The sequence below is a fragment of the Tardiphaga sp. 37S4 genome, assembly GCF_021044645.1.
Taxonomy (GTDB): Bacteria; Pseudomonadota; Alphaproteobacteria; order Rhizobiales; family Xanthobacteraceae; genus Tardiphaga; species Tardiphaga robiniae.
On sequence record NZ_CP088008.1, the window covers coordinates 5,150,925 to 5,167,296 of the forward strand.

Annotated in this window: 16 protein-coding genes; 1 reads left to right on the plus strand and 15 read right to left on the minus strand. The window is 60.9% G+C overall.

From position 1 onward, the window contains the following. Positions 1 to 274: 274 nt before the first annotated feature. Positions 275 to 790, minus strand: coding sequence for a hypothetical protein (locus LPB73_RS24380; RefSeq protein WP_231078495.1), 516 nt, complete (start codon positions 788 to 790; stop codon positions 275 to 277). Here LPB73_RS24380 and LPB73_RS24385 point away from each other — a divergent pair. After that, positions 758 to 2,002, plus strand: coding sequence for a hypothetical protein (locus tag LPB73_RS24385; RefSeq protein WP_231078496.1), 1,245 nt, complete (start codon positions 758 to 760; stop codon positions 2,000 to 2,002). The genes LPB73_RS24380 and LPB73_RS24385 overlap by 33 nt on opposite strands. Before the next feature lie 38 nt (positions 2,003 to 2,040). Here LPB73_RS24385 and LPB73_RS24390 read toward each other — a convergent pair whose 3' ends face one another. The 14 genes from LPB73_RS24390 to LPB73_RS24455 form a co-directional block, all read right to left on the minus strand. Beyond that, complete coding sequence (locus tag LPB73_RS24390; protein WP_120287829.1) at positions 2,041 to 2,568, minus strand: 4-vinyl reductase; 528 nt, start codon at positions 2,566 to 2,568, stop codon at positions 2,041 to 2,043. A gap of 1 nt (position 2,569) precedes the next feature. Next, positions 2,570 to 3,547: a dipeptidase gene (locus tag LPB73_RS24395; protein WP_231078497.1), complete on the minus strand. Its 978-nt coding sequence runs from the start codon at positions 3,545 to 3,547 to the stop codon at positions 2,570 to 2,572. Between the two features lie 78 nt (positions 3,548 to 3,625). After that, positions 3,626 to 4,345, minus strand: a complete 720-nt coding sequence (locus tag LPB73_RS24400) for an ABC transporter ATP-binding protein (RefSeq protein ID WP_089266582.1) — start codon at positions 4,343 to 4,345, stop codon at positions 3,626 to 3,628. Further along, on the minus strand, positions 4,342 to 5,130 hold the full coding sequence (locus LPB73_RS24405; RefSeq protein ID WP_231078498.1) for an ABC transporter ATP-binding protein: 789 nt from the start codon (positions 5,128 to 5,130) through the stop codon (positions 4,342 to 4,344). Before LPB73_RS24405 ends, LPB73_RS24400 begins: the two co-directional genes overlap by 4 nt. After that, positions 5,127 to 6,293 (minus strand): branched-chain amino acid ABC transporter permease, encoded by a 1,167-nt coding sequence (locus LPB73_RS24410; protein ID WP_231078499.1) that lies wholly within the window; start codon positions 6,291 to 6,293, stop codon positions 5,127 to 5,129. The genes LPB73_RS24405 and LPB73_RS24410 overlap by 4 nt, the downstream gene beginning before the upstream one ends. After that, positions 6,290 to 7,201 carry a branched-chain amino acid ABC transporter permease gene (locus tag LPB73_RS24415; protein ID WP_068737795.1) on the minus strand — a complete coding sequence of 304 codons (912 nt, stop codon included), beginning with the start codon at positions 7,199 to 7,201 and terminating at the stop codon, positions 6,290 to 6,292. The genes LPB73_RS24410 and LPB73_RS24415 overlap by 4 nt, the downstream gene beginning before the upstream one ends. Before the next feature lie 22 nt (positions 7,202 to 7,223). Next, a complete protein-coding gene (locus LPB73_RS24420) occupies positions 7,224 to 8,408 on the minus strand; it encodes a branched-chain amino acid ABC transporter substrate-binding protein (protein WP_175369500.1) in 1,185 nt (394 codons plus the stop codon). A 265-nt stretch (positions 8,409 to 8,673) separates the two neighbouring features. Continuing rightward, complete coding sequence (purU, locus tag LPB73_RS24425) at positions 8,674 to 9,525, minus strand: formyltetrahydrofolate deformylase (protein ID WP_231078500.1); 852 nt, start codon at positions 9,523 to 9,525, stop codon at positions 8,674 to 8,676. 102 nt (positions 9,526 to 9,627) lie between these two features. Next, on the minus strand, positions 9,628 to 9,756 hold the full coding sequence (locus LPB73_RS24430; protein WP_283805465.1) for a hypothetical protein: 129 nt from the start codon (positions 9,754 to 9,756) through the stop codon (positions 9,628 to 9,630). A 64-nt stretch (positions 9,757 to 9,820) separates the two neighbouring features. Beyond that, complete coding sequence (gene glyA, locus LPB73_RS24435) at positions 9,821 to 11,110, minus strand: serine hydroxymethyltransferase (RefSeq protein WP_231078501.1); 1,290 nt, start codon at positions 11,108 to 11,110, stop codon at positions 9,821 to 9,823. A 9-nt stretch (positions 11,111 to 11,119) separates the two neighbouring features. Beyond that, positions 11,120 to 12,493: an L-serine ammonia-lyase gene (locus tag LPB73_RS24440; protein ID WP_231078502.1), complete on the minus strand. Its 1,374-nt coding sequence runs from the start codon at positions 12,491 to 12,493 to the stop codon at positions 11,120 to 11,122. Between the two features lie 29 nt (positions 12,494 to 12,522). Then, entirely contained in the window at positions 12,523 to 13,092 is a 570-nt protein-coding gene (locus tag LPB73_RS24445; protein ID WP_092145248.1) for a sarcosine oxidase subunit gamma, read from the minus strand. After that, positions 13,085 to 16,075, minus strand: a complete 2,991-nt coding sequence (locus LPB73_RS24450; RefSeq protein WP_231078503.1) for a sarcosine oxidase subunit alpha — start codon at positions 16,073 to 16,075, stop codon at positions 13,085 to 13,087. The genes LPB73_RS24445 and LPB73_RS24450 overlap by 8 nt, the downstream gene beginning before the upstream one ends. Continuing rightward, positions 16,072 to 16,365 (minus strand): sarcosine oxidase subunit delta, encoded by a 294-nt coding sequence (locus LPB73_RS24455; protein ID WP_231078504.1) that lies wholly within the window; start codon positions 16,363 to 16,365, stop codon positions 16,072 to 16,074. Before LPB73_RS24455 ends, LPB73_RS24450 begins: the two co-directional genes overlap by 4 nt. Positions 16,366 to 16,372: the final 7 nt, after the last annotated feature.

Below are 16,372 nucleotides of genomic sequence, written 5' to 3' on the forward strand. Positions count from 1 at the left end.
GACGATCAGGCGATGAATTTTGCTTATTTTACAAATACTTGATGGGAAAAAGCTGCCTAGAACTAGGCAGAAATTTCTACACTGGCTGTTGCGGCCACGTCGGGCCTGATGGGAACGACTCATCAAAGCATCTCGAGAAATCGCATCGACTGCGGTGAGTGATGCAAAGAATTCTTACGCACACAACGACAACACCTGCAGCGATACGACATCACTCAGCAATCGAAGACTGATGCTGGCAACTTTGCAGCGATGGATCCGGCAGTGGGCAACGTCACACCTTCACTGGGATATTCTTGCCGAATCGCAATTTGAAAATAGCGGACTGCGTCGTCGGAAAAAGAAAAAACGCTTGCATGCGGCGCTCATCTGCGGCGCATCGCGATCTTTTTTGTTTCAGAACATTGATCGCGTGCATCCAATGTGCACGCGCAATGAAGATACACACAGTAGAAACAAATCGCACCGACCTGAAACATATAGAAGCATATTGTGCCGACGCATCGCAGAGATATCCGCCTGACGACGTCAGCTCGTTCGTATCAGTCAAAGCATTCAAACGAACGAGACAGCGGCGATGAACGACAGCTTGGACGATATCCTCCGGCAGCATGCGCGCCCGCCGCGACTGGGCGCGCTTCAACTTGCACGCTTGCGTCAGGTAACGAGCCGGTGCCATGGCATTGTCGACTGGGATGGCGTCAGTGCCGTATCTCAGCCTGGCGCTGCGGTCATTGTGTTCGAAGCGACGCACGCTGTGCGCGTTCAGGCGCTGATCGAATCCCTGCACGAGAATGCAATCGTCATTTTGCTCGTTGGCGAGAGCCCAGCCTTCGACGGCCTGAAGTCGAAATTACACGCACACGGGTCACTCGGCGCCGAGGGCGCGGATGCGCCGCATCAGGTGTGGTGGGGCGGCGTCAAGCCGCTCACGGTGCCGACCGGATTATATCGAAAGCAGGATACGCTTTTCATCTCGTCATTCGAGAGTTCAGACATTCAGGGCGAGGATGCCGGCCTTGCTGCAGATCTGAAGCGGTTGGGCCTCGATCACGTCGTAACGCAGATATCACCGAACTGCAGCAAGGCCCGGCAAGGCACGTCGAAAGTCGATTTCATCATCGAGCAGTGGAGCCAGGCATGCCGCCCGGTGTTCTGGATCGACGCTCAGGCGCGGCTCGCCAATCTTCCACTGCTCCCGCAGGCGCTGGGCTGTGACTTCGCAGTCAACCGTCGCCCGAATGGGGTGATGAATACTGGCGCGCTGTTCTTCCATCAGACCGAGCGCGCCGAAGCGCTGCTCGACATCTGGCGGCGCCTCACCTGCAGCCACCCCAATCTGCCGGAGTCCTTCCTGCTGGATCAGGCATGGGCGCTCACAAATGCGCAGCGGGAAATCGAAACCGTCTGGCTGCCGGACACCTACTGGCGAAAAGATGATGTGAAGCCGCGTATCGACAGCACGATCCTCGCTCATGCCTGTAACAATGATGATCATCCATTGGAAAAATTCGCTGAACAAATGCAGTTAGGGCGCAGGTTCGGACGCCATCAGGCTCCGGAAGCTCACCTCGTCATGAAAGGCGCCGCCGGCGGCCACGGGCTAATCACAATCGTGATCAGGGACATCCTTGCAGGCAGCACGACGGATATCGCCGAGTCAGTGGAAGCAGCAGCAGCAGCGTTTGCCGCCGACAACGGCGGATTTTCGCAGATGGAAATTGTGCTCTGCGGCTGGGACGACGAAGTCAGGTCCGTTCTCCAGATCGAGGACTATGCGTGGACACTGATGACCGACGTATCGGAACGTCTGCGGCCGAACTGCTTCAGCTCGCTCAAGCGCCGACGCGCCAGGCACGATTTGCATGCGCTGGAATACACGTCAGAGGATGAGACAGAGGGCAAGATTGCTTCCGCCATTCAGTTGGTCGATCCGTCACTCGGCGCCAAGCTGAAGCGAAGTGGCACGGCTGACCACATCTTTATTCGGAAACCTGCCTAGGCGCGTCCTAATATCGTTACAGAGGTCCCCAGCGTAAATTAAGCCGGCTCGACCTTGAACAGACAATGATCGTGAGCGCCTTCAGCCTCGCAATAGACCTCCTGCGCCCGCAGCCTGACCTCACGACCGGCACTTGCGGCAACATATTCGAGCGAGCCCTCAAGCCAAGACGCAAACATGTAACATACCTTGCGACCACTGTTGCGGCGCTCGCCATCAACCATTGCTGAATTTCGCAAACGCACTGTCGCCGTCCCTATTTCCGGCGACACGTCGAGCACGTCGAACTGGCCCCATCCGCGCTGCGTGATGCGGCGCATATAGTGACGGAACACATCGACGCCGGACATGCCGTGGAATTCGGCTTCCTTCTCGCACCAGTAATAGGCCGAGCGATGGCCGGCCGGCCGCAGAATGCGCTCCAGCTCCGCAGCTCCCACCGCCGCCTCGATGGCAAAGTGGTTGTTCATGTAAAAATGCTGCGGCACCAGAATCATATTAGTCGCGTCGACCGACCAACGCCCGGTCTGGTCATCGACATTGATGTCAACCTGCGGCTTCCCCATCTCAGGCCCCCCAGACAGTCTTCAGGAGATTGACCCAATTCTTGCCAATGACGGCCTCGATGCGTGAGGCTTTCCAGCCGCGCTTCTCCATGGCGGCGGTAAGGTTCGGCCATTCGCCGATGGTCTTGATGCCTTCGGGATTGATGACGTCGCCGAAATTGGTGAGGCGGCGGCCATATCCCTTGTCATGGGTGATCCAGTCGAAGAATTCCTGGCCATAGCCCTGCGTGAAGTCGGTGCCGATACCGACGCTGTTTTCGCCGCAGATATCGATGACGTATTCTATTGCCTCGACATAATCGTCCACAGTCGATGCCGGACCGCGCTTCAGGAAAGGCGGGAACATGGTGACGCCCACAAAGCCGCCGTGATCGACGATGAAGCGCAGTTGCTCGTCGGACTTGTTGCGCGGATGCTCCTTCAAGCCGGCTGGCAGGCAGTGCGAATAAGCAACCGGCTGCTTGGAGGCGAGGATGACATCTTCGCTGGTCTTCGATCCGACATGCGACAGGTCGCAGAGGATGCCGAGGCGGTTCATCTCGGCAACGACCTCGCGACCGAAGTCGGACAGACCCCCGTCCTTGGACTCGTAGCAGCCGGTACCGACCAGGTTCTGCGTGTTATAGGCCATCTGGATGATACCGACGCCGAGCTCCTTGAACAGACCGAGATAGCCGATCTGATCTTCGATACCAGTGACGTTCTGCCAGCCCAGGATGATGCCGGTCTTGCCTTCCTCTTTGGCCTTCAGGATGTCAGCGGTGGTGTAAACTTGCTTGAGGATGTCGCCGTTGTCTGCGAACCAGCGCTTCCACTTGACCACATTGCGCATGGTGGCTTCGAAGCCTTCCCAGACGCAGCAGGTGCAGTTGGCGGCGGTCAATCCACCCTTGCGCATGTCCTCGAAGACCGGACGCCCGAAGTCCGAGATGATCAATCCATCGACGACGATGGCGTTTTCATGAATGGTTGAGGACATGACGTTTCCTTTCAGATGATAGTCTGACTTTTCGTTATGATGCGGCAGCCATATCAGCTAGCGCGACGTTCTTTCTGATCAGTGCGCTCCACCGAAGTAGGCGCTTTGGACTTCCTCGTTCTTTGCCAGCATCTCGGAGTCGCCCTGGACGATGATCTTGCCTTGCGACAGCACATAGCCGTAATGGGCGATGGCGAGGGTCTGGTTGACGTTCTGCTCGACCAGGAGGACGGTCACACCGGTTTCGTTGAGCCGGCGGACGATGTTGAAGTTCTCCTGCACGAACAGTGGAGACAGACCCAGCGATGGCTCGTCGATGATCAGAAGCTTGGGATCCGTCATCATCCCGCGGCCGATCGACACCATCGCCTGCTCGCCGCCGGACATGGTGCCGGCAAGCTGCTTGGCGCGCTCTTTCAGGCGCGGAAACACCTCATACACCTTGCCAAGGCGCGCTTTGACCGTCTTCTCCGCATTGACGAGATAGGCGCCGACCCGAAGATTTTCTTCGACGGTCATCTTCGCGAAGATCCGGCGCCCTTCGGGAATGCAGGCAATCCCGAGACCGACGATCTCGTGGGTCGCCATCTGATCGAGCGTCTTGCCTTCGAAAGCGATCGAGCCGGCGCGCGGCGGCGTCAGTCGCAGGATTGAGCGGATCAGCGTCGACTTGCCGGCACCATTGGAACCGAGGATACAGGTGATCTTGCCCGGCTGCACGTCGATGGAAATGCCGGACAGCACGTCGGCCCGATCATAGGCGGTGAAGATGTTCTCGACTGTGAGATGACCGCTCATGCTTGCCCCAGATAGGCTTCGCGGACCACAGGATCGGCCGCGACATCACGGAATTTGCCTTCGCAGATCTTCTTGCCGTAGTTCAGCACGACACAGCGATCGGTGACGCGTTCGATCAAGCCCATCTCGTGCTCAACAATGATGATCGTGAGCCCGCCGAGCGATTTGCGGATGCCGAGAATTTCATCCACCACCTGATCCGTCTCGTCATGGGTCATGCCGGCAGACGGTTCATCGAGCAGCACAAGCTTTGGCTTGCCGATCAATGCGCGGCAAATCTCAACCCTGCGCCGATCGATCATGCCGAGCGAGATCGCCGGATCGAACAGTTTGTCCGGCAGCGCAGGATTGAAGACGCGCAGCAGCTCGCGAGCTTCTTCCGCGATCTTCTGCGTTTCCGCGGCGAATGATTTCCGCTGCACGATATTGTGCCAAAGGCCATTATTCAGCGTTCGCTGCGCACCCAGTGCAATATTGTCGAACACCGACAGCGACAGGCACAAGCGTGATCGCTGGAACGTACGCGACAGGCCATAAGACGAGATGTTGTGAGCCTTCTCGCGGGTGATGTCGATGTCACCCAGCAAGATCTTGCCTGCACTTGCGGAATAGACGCCGCTGATCACATTGAGGAACGTGGTCTTACCGGAGCCGTTCGGCCCGATCAGTCCGAGCACTTCGCCATTGCGGACGTCAATGTTCAACTCATTAAGTGCGAACAGGCCGCCGAAACGGACCGTCAAGCCGCGGCTCTCGAGCAGCACGTCGTTGGACAAGCTCGTCATGCGCTTGCCTCTGTATGCAGTTTCCGGACCCGGCGCGCCACGAGGCCGTCCGGACGCATGGTCAGAATCGCGATGACCAGGACGGCGTAGAAGATGAGCCGGTATTCCTGGATGAACTGGAGCTTTTCGGGCAGCAGGACGACGATCAGCGCCGCCGGCAGCACACCCCAGCGATTGCCAATGCCGCCCAGGATCACGATGGACACCATCACCAGCGAGTCGCCGAATGTGAAATTCGCTGGCGCGATGAACCCCGTCATTTTCGCATAGACGGCCCCCATCAGGCCGGCCAAAAAGTTGCCGATCGTGAATGCCAGCACTTTCCAGTAAGCTATCTTTAGTCCGAAAACGGATGCTGCGGTCTCATCGAGGCGCACCACATCGAACCAGACACCGACCCATGAGCGGTCCAGCAGTCCGACAAAGATCATCGCCAGCGCCGTCAGAATACCGGTCAGGATCACGTAGTTCACATAGGACGACAGCACGAGGCCGAAGATATGGATGTCATTGGTGAAGTCCCAGCCGAACAGATTGATACCGGGTAGCTTCAGGCCCTGCGGACCGCCAAAGAAGTCATTCGCATCGAGAAAGACATTAAACATCACGCCGAACGCCATGGTCGTCAGCGCACCGTAATGTCCGCGGGTGCGCAGCACCGGGAGGATGAGCAGCGAGCCGATGAAGACCGCGACCAAGCCGCCGCAGACCAAAACCAGCGCATCGGGCAGACCGCCCTGCCGTCCGAGCATCGCTGCGGTATATCCGCCGGTGCCGGCGAAAGCCGCGGCTGCAAAGTTGGTCAGGCCAGCATAGCCCATCTGCACAGTGAGGCCGAGGCAGATCGTCGCGTAGATCAGCACCGTTGCCAGCATCAGCAGGCCGAAATTGTCGTCGCGCAGCACGAAGATGACAGCGAGCGAGGCCACCGTTATCAGGCCACGCAGCAGCCAGGGATTTTCCGAAGCGGCGACTTCCGTCGCGGCGACGCCTCCGAACCGAGCGGCGCAGAAGCAGACCGCAGCCGTAATCGCCAATGCGGCACCGAGCAATTTCTGGTTTTCGATCAGGACCAGCGCAGTGAGCGCCACTGCAGCGAAGGCCACAGCGACAAAAAGCGGCCACACCGGCACCCGTGCAAGCATCCGAGAGGTCGGCGTCATACCCGCTCGCTCCCGCGCTCGGCGAGAAGCCCGGTCGGCCTCCAGGTGATGAGGACGATGATCAGCACGAAAGCAAACACGTTCTTGTAGTCGCTCATCGACGGCATCGCGGCGACGACGAAAGTCTGCAGCCCCGCGAACAGATAGCCGCCGATGATCGCGCCCCAGATATTGCCGAGACCGCCCACGATCGCAGCCGTGAAGCCGATCACGGCCAGCAGCAGGCCCATGCTATAATTGATCTCGCTGTAATACAGCGCATAGATCATGCCGGCGAAGCCTGCGGTGATGGAGCCCAATGCAAAGGTCAGCGGGATGATGCGACCGAAATTGATCCCCATCACACGTGCCGTTTCGGTATCTTCGGCCACCGCCCGCATCGCGAGGCCGAATTTGGAGTGGTTGATAATCCAGTAAACGGCGCCGATCGAGGCGGCGCCGGCAATGATCAGAATAATCGCGTCGGTGCGAAAGAACGACGGACCGATATTGAAACCACCGGCCGGCAGCAGTTCCGGAAAGCGCTGCGGATTGGTGCCGTTCGGAAAGAACAGCCGGATGGCTTCACGGATGGCCGTACCGACCATCATCGTCATCAGCAGCATATTAAGCGGCGGCGCATTGCGCAGCGGCATGATGAGGAAATGCGAGATGCCGGCGCCGACCACCGCGGTCAGTGCCATTGCCACGCACAGCGCGACAATGAACTGCAGCGGCACCGACAGTCCCAGCGCATTCGCCGCCCAGACGGCGACGAGGCCTCCGAAGGCGCCGAGCGTGAGCACGTCCCCATGCGAGAACTTGATCACGTTCATGACGCCGAAGAAGATGGTGAACCCCATGGCAACGAGGCCATAGATCGTTCCTTGCATCAAGCCGTTCAGCAGGTGTTGACCGATCATACCCATGGGATGTCCCGACGATCCGCGCTTACGGCAGGTTCTTGAGCTTGCGCTTGCCGGACACGTATTCGCTTTCTTCCCAGACCACCCACTTGCCGTCCTGGACGACATAACTCGTGGTCAGCGGCGTGATGTTCTGGCCATGGTCGTCGAAGGTGACCGGACCGACGATGGACGGACGGTCCTTCACATCGCCAAGGTCGGCGGTGACCTTGGCGCGATCCGGCCCGACCTTCTCGATGGTCTCCATGACCAGACGGGTGGCGACATAGGCGAACGGTCCGTAAGCTTCCGGCGGTTCGGAATAGCCGGCGGCCTTGTAGGCATCCGCAAACATCTTGCCGCCCGGCATCTTGGACAGCGGCGGGCTGTCGAAGAAGGTCAGCGTGCCTTCGGCGAGCTCCGGACCAGCGGCGTTAACGAACGCGTCGCCCATGATGCCGGAATTGCCCTCCAACTGCGCGTTGATGCCGAACTTGGCCATCTGCGTGCGGAGGCGCGCGCCGAGCGGCGTCAGGCCACCAAAATAGATGACCTCCGGATTGAGCTCCTTGATCTTGGTCAGCTCGGCCGACAGATCCTGCTGATCCGGCGGGACCGAGAAGCTGCCCAGGATTTCATTACCGTTCTCGAGCGTGAACTGGGTGAAGTACTTGTTCATCGACTTGCCGTAGTCGGTGGAGTCGGCGAAGGACACGAATTTCTTGTAGCCGCGTGCCTTCATGAACTGCGCGCCGATGCGGTTCTGGCCGATCAGGATGCCGCTGACGCGGTGCACTTCCGGATATTTCTTGGCATAGGTAATTTCGGGCAGCACTGCCGCCCACACGACCATCGGCATCTTGAAGCGATTGAAGATATCGACGGTGGCAATCGCAGTCGCGGAACAGTAATGCGGGATCGCGGCAATGATCGAACGATCGGACGCGATCTTGGTGACGACCTGCACGCCCACGTTGGGCTTGCATTCGTCGTCAAGCACGACGAGCTCGTACTCATATTTGGTGTTGGGCTCGGCATTCATCAGCTTCACGGCCAGTTCGGCCGAGTTGCGTCCGCCAATACCGTGAGGCGAAATAGCGCCGGTCAGCGGACCCACGAAAGCAATCTTCACCTTGTCCTTGGCGAAGGCCGCGCTGAAGCTGCCAAAGGCCAGTGGCAACACGCTCGCAACGGCCAATGCGGCCAAACCACGCTTGCTAATCGTCCCCATCGCTGATCCTTCCAGGTTGATCCAGCCTGCAACGCTAGTGGTCCGCGAATGCGGCAGATAGGATGCACGCGCGCTGTTGCTTGTAGAATTGCGTCATAACTACCGAATATCGACTGCCGGTTCTTGGTTCGCGCGCCGACTGCTCGTCGGACTATTTTGCGTAGCAAACACAATGATTTCCGCTGCGCTGCAAAATTCATCGCGAAGATCAAATCTTGGCCTGTCGATGCTTTTCAAACGAGCATTCGTCGTCGCATTCCGGGCGCTAGAACACCACCGTTCTGCGTCCATTCAAAAGGACACGACGCTCGAGATGAAGCCGCACAGCGCGCGCCAGCACTCGCGACTCGATGTCGCGCCCAACGGCGACGAGATCGTCCGAGGACGACGCGTGCGTCACCCGTTCGGTCTCCTGTTCGATGATCGGGCCCTCATCGAGATCCGGCGTCGCGTAATGCGCGGTAGCGCCGATGATCTTGACGCCCCTGTCGTGGGCCTGGTGATAGGGCCGCGCGCCCTTGAAGCTCGGCAGGAAGGAGTGGTGGATGTTGATGACGTGACCATAGAGCTTGCTCGACAGATCGTCCGACAGGATCTGCATGTAACGTGCAAGAATGACCAGATCGGCGCCTTCCCTCAGATACAGTTCATAGAGTTGCCGCTCCTGCTCTGGCTTGGTCTCGTTGCTGACGGGCCAGTGATAGTACGGGATCCCCGCCTTCTCGGCGATCGCTTCGCAGTCGCGGTGGTTTGACACGATCGCGACGACCTCGGCTTTCAGCCAGTCGACTTTGACCTGATACAGCAGCTGCTCGAGACAATGGTCCGACTTGGAGACCATGATGATCACCCGGGGACGCGACGCTGCATCGACCAGAACAGCGTTCATCTCGAATCGAGACAACACCGGATTGAGCACAGATTCCAGTATCTTTCGACTGACCGCATCCGGCGTCTCGAAAGCAATGCGCATAAACAGGCGGTTGGTCGTCCGGTCCCAGAACTGCGCGCTTTCCAGGATGTTGCTGTCGACATCGGAAATCGCCGTCGCGACGGTCGACACGATACGCGGGCGATCCTGGCAATAGAAGGTCAGTATCCAGTTCTTCTTCGTCATCTTGCTTGTCTCGGTGGTGGGATCAATCGCGCGGCTGCGATCGCCATGGACTGGAAACATGTCGGTGTGGCTGCCGCACAGCGGGACGGCGGACGCCCTGCATCACGCGATCTGACGATGCCTGTCGGCGCGGTGTCGCGTCAGCCTTTTGCCGACACCTTCGAAGATCGCCGTGATCGGCGCCTGCGGCTTGTGGACGGTGACACGCACGGCGCTGGCGCGCGTGAACATTCAGCCCTTGGATGAATATCCCGTCGGCCCGCCCGTCTCCGAAACGCTCCATCAAGCGGCCTGATCAGGACCGATAGATCGGAAACGACGCAACCAGCTCGGCGACGCGGCCACGTGCCTTTGCCTCGACCTCCGGCGCTCCCTGGTCTGGCGCACCGGAATTCGCATCCAGGACGGCGGCAATGAGCTTGCCGACTTCTTCGAATTCACCGACGCCAAAGCCGCGCGACGTCGCGGCCGGTGAGCCGAGCCGGATGCCCGACGTGATGGTCGGCTTCTCCGGATCGAACGGGATACCGTTCTTGTTGCAGGTGATGTTCGCTCGCCCGAGCGCCGCCTCGGCGAGCTTGCCATTCAGGTTCTTCGGCCGGACATCGACCAGCATCAGATGATTGTCGGTGCCACCGGTGACGATCGGATAGCCGGCCTTTGAGAGCGTGTCCGCCAGCGCGTGCGCATTGGCGACGACGTCGGCCGCATATTGACGGAACGATGGTTGCAGCGCTTCGCCGAACGACACGGCCTTGGCGGCGATGACATGCATCAGCGGCCCGCCCTGCAATCCCGGGAAGATCGCCGAATTGATCTTCTTGGCGATGTCCTCGTCATTGGTCAGGATCAGTCCGCCGCGCGGGCCGCGCAGCGTCTTGTGAGTGGTCGAGGTCACCACATGCGCATGCGGGAACGGCGACGGATGGGCGCCGCCCGCCACGAGGCCAGCAAAATGCGCCATGTCGACGAACAGGTAGGCACCGACCGCATCCGCGATGCGGCGGAACGCAGCAAAATCCCAGAACCGCGAATAGGCCGAGCCACCGGCGACGATGACCTTCGGCTTGTGCTCCACTGCCAGCTTCTCGAGCTGCTCCATATCGATGGTGCAGTCGTCGCGGCGAACGCCATAGCTGACGACGTTGAACCACTTGCCCGACATGTTCGGCTTGGCGCCATGGGTGAGATGACCGCCTGCCGCAAGATCGAGGCCCATGAAGGTGTCGCCGGGCTTCATCAGCGCCATGAACACTGCTTGGTTGGCCTGGCTCCCGGAATTCGGCTGCACATTGGCATAGCTGCAGCCGAACAGCGTCTTGGCGCGCTCGATCGCAACCTCCTCGACTTCGTCGGCGAAGCGACAGCCGCCATAGTAGCGCCGGCCGGGATAGCCTTCGGCATATTTGTTGGTCAGCACCGAGCCCTGCGCCTGCAGCACTGCACGCGATACGATGTTCTCGGACGCGATCAGTTCGATCTCGTCACGCTGCCTGCCGAGTTCTCCGGCAAGCGACGACGAGATGGTCGGATCTGCTTGGGCGAGATCGGTTGTGAAGAATGCCTCGCGTTCGGCTTGGGTCATGGTCTTTCCTCAACATTCTGCCAGATTGACAGCGAGACCTCCCAGTGAGGTCTCCTTGTATTTCGATTGCATGTCGCGCCCGGTCTCGCGCATCGTCGCGATCACCTTGTCGAGCGGCACCACATGGGTGCCGTCGCCCTGCAGCGCGAGCGACGCCGCATTGATCGCCTTCACGGCACCAAAGGCGTTGCGCTCGATACATGGCACCTGCACCAGCCCGCCGATCGGATCGCAGGTCATGCCGAGGTGATGCTCCATGCCGATCTCGGCAGCGTTCTCGATCTGCTCGTTGGTGCCGCCGAGCACGGCCGCAAGCCCCGCCGCCGCCATCGAACAGGCCGAGCCGACCTCGCCCTGGCAGCCGACCTCCGCGCCGGAAATCGACGCATTCATTTTGAACAGCGCGCCGATGGCGGCGGCAGTCAGCAGGAACACGCGCATGTTTTCAGGTGACGCCTCGCGGCAATGGTCGCGGAAATAGCGAAGTGTGGCGGGAATGATGCCGGCCGCGCCGTTGGTCGGTGCCGTCACCACCTTGCTGCCGGCCGCATTCTCCTCATTGACCGCGATAGCATACAGGCTGACCCAATCCATCACCTCATGCTGGGCGCGGCTGTTCGAGCTTGCAGCGGCGACAAGGCGCCGATGCAGCGAGGGCGCGCGGCGCTTGACGTTCAGCCCGCCCGGCAGCTGCCCCTCTTTGGTCATGCCGCGATCGATGCAGTCCATCATCACCTGGATAATGCGATCGAGCCGTTGCTCGATCTCCTCCGCCGGTAGCGACGACATCTCGTTGGCCATGACAATCTGCGCAATCGACAGACCGGTTTTCGCACCGATCTCAAGCAGCTGCTTGCCAGACCTGAAAGGATGCGGGACAGGAACGTCCTCGACAATGCCGACGACGCCGACCTGCGCTTCCGGAACGACAAAGCCGCCGCCAACGGAGCACCAGCGCTCGCCGTGAAGGAGATTACCGTCCCCCCCAAAAGCGGAGAGTGCCAGCGTATTCGGATGGTTTGGCGGCTCGGTCACGCCGTCGAAGATGATGTCATTGGCGAAATCGAACGGAACGTTACGCCGCTCGGCAACCCGCAGCGTGCCCGCCGCGCGGGCGTCATCGACCAGCGTCTCCGCTTCTTCCGGATCGATCGTTTCCGGAAACTTGCCAGCAAGACCGAGAACGACCGCCTTGTCGGTGCCATGGCCGCGACCGGTCCAGGCCAGCGAGCCGAACAGCTCGACCTTCACGCGCGCGACATCCTTCAGCAGGCCGCGCTCCGCAAGCTGGCTGGCAAACAGCGCCGCGGCCTTCATCGGTCCCATCGTATGCGACGACGACGGCCCGATGCCTATCTTGAAGAGATCGAACGTTCCAATCATCGCGCGGTCTCCAGGGCGCAGCCGGGCTGCTAGGACAGGCTTCGCGCTTCGTCGAGGAATTGCCAGACATAGGGCGCAAACGAACGCCATACATCCACGTGGAACACGTGCTCTTCAGAACGTGACAGCAGAAGTGATGCCTTGCCCAGCACCGTGCGCGTGCACATCCCGACCGGGAACGCCTTGAGGGACAGATCCAGCGGGCAGCCATGGTTCAGCACCAGCGCCGCCGTTGGACCTGCAACCGCGATGCCATCCGAACGATGGCTGACATCCACCAGCGAGCAGGCCTGCCCCTGCAGCGCTACCGACATCCCGCCAAATACCTCGATCGGATTCTCGTTCACCGCCTGGAACAGCCATTCGTCCGGCCCCAACCAATAGACCGACCGGCCGCCGACAGCCGCGAAGCGGCAGGCCTCAAGGCTCGGTTTGACGCCAAAATGCGCCCCGGCAGCTTCGATCGCCTCGGTCTTGCCGCGAAATACCAACTTCGCCGCATCGGGAAGAATCGAGAGCGTCGTGGCGAACGCAGCAGTGGTGCCGGATGACTGCATTGGGGACAACGCGTTCGAACGCATGATCGCAGGACTAAGCATTCAAACGTTCCCCCTTCGGATCGAACAATATCGAGTCGACGACTTTCGCCTTGATCACGCCATCCGGCATCGGGATCGAGAGCTCCTCACCCATCCGCGAGCGACCGCCGCGAACGAGTGCCAGCGCGATCGAACGGTTCAGCGTCGCGCTCCAGTAGGAGGAGGTGACATGTCCAATCATCGGCACCGGAATGGGATGCGCGGGATCGAGCACGATCTGGGCGCCCTCTTCGAGGACCACCTTGGGGTCCGTCGTCAGCAACCCGACCAGTTGCTTGCGGTCTTCCCTGACCAGCGCCGGCCGCGACAGCGAGCGCTTGCCGACGAAATCCCGCTTCGCCTTGCCGACGGCCCAGCCGAGGCCGGCGTCATCGGGCGTCACCGTGCCGTCGGTTTCCTGACCGACAATGATGTAGCCCTTCTCCGCGCGCAGCACATGCATGGTCTCGGTGCCGTAGGGCGTGATCCCGTAGGGTTTCCCCGCCGCAAAAATCGCTTCCCAGACCGCCCGGCCGTAGCCGGCGGGAACGTTGACCTCGAAGCCCAGTTCGCCGGTGAACGACACGCGGAACAGCCGCGTCGGCACGCCGCAGATACGTCCTTCGCGGACGCTCATATGCGGCATGGCATCGGCCGACAGATCGACGCCCTCGACCAGCGGCTCGAGCACCTTGCGCGCATTCGGTCCCTGCAAGGCAATGACCGACCACTGCTCGGTGGTCGAGGTGAGCCACACTTCGAGATCCGGCCATTCGGTCTGGAGGTAGTCCTCCATCATGGACAGCACGCGGGCCGCGCCGCCGGTCGTCGTGGTAACGTGGAAACGATCCGTCGCCATGCGGCCGACGACGCCGTCATCCATGATGAAGCCGTCTTCGCGCAGCATCACGCCATAGCGCAACCGTCCGGGCTCCAGCTTGGTCCAGGCATTGGTGTACATGCGATTCATGAATTCGGCGGCGTCCTTGCCGACGATCTCGATCTTGCCGAGCGTTGAGGCATCGAAGATGCCGACCGACTCGCGCGTCGCCTTGCATTCGCGCGCGACGGCAGCATGCATGTCCTCGCCGACCTGCGGGAAATACCAGGCGCGCTTCCAGACGCCGACATCCTCGAACCGTGCGCCCTGGGCTTCGGCCCATGCATGGATGCTGGTCTTGCGCACGGGATCGAACAGATCACCACGCGATTGGCCGGCAAAGGATCCGAAGGTCGTCGGCGTATAAGGCGGCCGGAACGTGGTCAAGCCGACCTTCGGCACCGCGACATCGATCTGCGTCGACACGACACCGAGGGCGTTCATGTTGGACAGCTTGCCCTGGTCGGTGGCCATGCCGGTGGTCGTATAGCGCTTGACGTGCTCGATCGACCGGAACCCTTCGCGGGTCGCGAGCCGGACATCCTTGGCCGTCACGTCATTCTGGAAATCGACCCAGGCCCGCTTTTCCGCCTGATGATCGGTCGTCACGGAGCCGATGAACGCATCGGCACCCACCGACTGCGCGGAGACCGTATAGCTGCGCTCGCCGCGCGGGGAGAAGCCGGCCTTGGCCGCAGCGTCCCGGCCACCCTTGGCGCCACTTTCGATGACGCTTTCGAGCGCGAACAGTCCCTTGCACGCCCCGACCGAGCGCTCGCGCTCGACAGACTCGCCAGGCACATAGGCCCGCAGCTCTTCGCTGTAGCTGAGCTTGCCGCGGCTCTGCGAGAACAGATGCACCGACGGCGTGAACCCGCCGGACATCAGGATGAGATCGCAAGCCACCGTCTCGGCATCGCCGCCCTGCGCGTTGGAAATCTGCGCCGACTTTACCCGCAGCCAGCCTGACGTGCCGCGAACGATGCTGTCGGAGCGGACCTTGATGCCTTCGGCGCGTGCCTTGTCGACCCAATGGCCCGACGCGCTCTTGCGCAGATCCACGATCACCTGGATCCTGGCGCCGGCTGCCTTGAGGTCCAGAGCCGCGCGATAGGCGCTGTCGCAGGCGGTGAACACGACCACCTGCTTGCCCGGCACCACGCCGTACCGATTCACATAGGTCCGGGCAGCATCGGCCAGCATGATGCCCGGCCGGTCGTTGTCGGTGAAGACGAGCGGCCGCTCGATTGCGCCAGCCGCCAGCACGACTTCCTTGGCCCTGACCTGCCAGAGCCGCTCACGCGGCTGGTTCGTCGCGGGATTGCTGAGATGATCGGTGACGCGCTCGTTGAGACCGACAAAATTGTGCGGGTACCAGCCAAACGCCGTCGTACGCGACATCAGCTTCACATTGGGGCGCTTACGCAATTCATCGAGCGCCGCGCGGGTCCATTCGGCGGCCTGCATGCCGTCGATCGATGCCGAACGATCGGACAGCAGCGAGCCGCCCATCTCTGCCTGCTCGTCGCACAGGATCACGGTGGCATCGCTGTTGCTGGCTTCGAGCGCTGCGGCAAGACCCGCAGGTCCGGCGCCGACGATCAGCACGTCGCAATACGCAAACACCTGCGTATAGCGATCGGCATCCGGCTCAGCCGGCGCCTTGCCGAGACCGGCCATCCGACGGATCACCGGCTCATAGAGCTTCTTCCAGGCCGTGCGCGGCCACATGAAGGTCTTGTAGTAGAAACCAGCCGGCAGGAAGGCCGAGAAATATTCGTTGAGGAAGCCGGCATCGGTCTCCAGCGACGGCCAGCGATTCTGGCTTTCGGCCACCAGCCTGTCATAGATCTCGACCTGGGTCGCGAGCAGGTTCGGTGTATAGCGCGACTGGGTCGCGCCGACACCGACCAGCGCATTCGGCTCTTCCGAACCGGCGGAAACGAAGCCGCGCGGCCGGTGATACTTGAACGAACGGCCGACCAGATGCACGCCATTGGCGATCAACGCGGAGGCCAGCGTGTCGCCGGCCAGACCCTGATACGACTTTCCGTCGAACGTGAAATGAATTGCGTTGCGGCTTTCAGCGACGTCGCCGCGCCGCACGCGATATGTACCCGTCATGGCTTGGCACCCTGATGTTCGGCTTCGGGGCGCTCGCCCATGCGATAGGTGCGCTTGATGATGTCCGTGGTCGTGTCGCGGCTGGCATTGAAGAAACGGCCGCAGCCATTGGCGTGCCGCCAACGCTCGTGATGCAACCCCTTGGTGTTGTCACGCATATAGAGATAGGCGGCCCACTCGTCGTCAGTGAGGCTCATCGGATTGGCCGGGCGGGCGATATGCGCCTGCCCGCCGTTGACGAATTCGGCCTCCGGGCGCGGCCCGCAATAGGGGCAATTGATCAAGAGCATCTCGTTT

Bases quoted from the DNA above. Each gene is read 5' to 3' on its own strand.
- LPB73_RS24415 (WP_068737795.1), bottom strand. From the start codon at position 7,201: ATGGGTATGATCGGTCAACACCTGCTGAACGGCTTGATGCAAGGAACG.
- LPB73_RS24410 (WP_231078499.1), bottom strand. From the start codon at position 6,293: ATGACGCCGACCTCTCGGATGCTTGCACGGGTGCCGGTGTGGCCGCTT.
- LPB73_RS24395 (WP_231078497.1), bottom strand. From the start codon at position 3,547: ATGTCCTCAACCATTCATGAAAACGCCATCGTCGTCGATGGATTGATC.
- LPB73_RS24405 (WP_231078498.1), bottom strand. From the start codon at position 5,130: ATGACGAGCTTGTCCAACGACGTGCTGCTCGAGAGCCGCGGCTTGACG.
- LPB73_RS24400 (WP_089266582.1), bottom strand. From the start codon at position 4,345: ATGAGCGGTCATCTCACAGTCGAGAACATCTTCACCGCCTATGATCGG.
- LPB73_RS24390 (WP_120287829.1), bottom strand. From the start codon at position 2,568: ATGGGGAAGCCGCAGGTTGACATCAATGTCGATGACCAGACCGGGCGT.
- purU (WP_231078500.1), bottom strand. From the start codon at position 9,525: ATGACGAAGAAGAACTGGATACTGACCTTCTATTGCCAGGATCGCCCG.
- glyA (WP_231078501.1), bottom strand. From the start codon at position 11,110: ATGACCCAAGCCGAACGCGAGGCATTCTTCACAACCGATCTCGCCCAA.
- LPB73_RS24440 (WP_231078502.1), bottom strand. From the start codon at position 12,493: ATGATTGGAACGTTCGATCTCTTCAAGATAGGCATCGGGCCGTCGTCG.
- LPB73_RS24445 (WP_092145248.1), bottom strand. From the start codon at position 13,092: ATGCTTAGTCCTGCGATCATGCGTTCGAACGCGTTGTCCCCAATGCAG.
- LPB73_RS24430 (WP_283805465.1), bottom strand. From the start codon at position 9,756: ATGTTCACGCGCGCCAGCGCCGTGCGTGTCACCGTCCACAAGCCGCAG.
- LPB73_RS24455 (WP_231078504.1), bottom strand. From the start codon at position 16,365: ATGCTCTTGATCAATTGCCCCTATTGCGGGCCGCGCCCGGAGGCCGAA.
- LPB73_RS24450 (WP_231078503.1), bottom strand. From the start codon at position 16,075: ATGACGGGTACATATCGCGTGCGGCGCGGCGACGTCGCTGAAAGCCGC.
- LPB73_RS24420 (WP_175369500.1), bottom strand. From the start codon at position 8,408: ATGGGGACGATTAGCAAGCGTGGTTTGGCCGCATTGGCCGTTGCGAGC.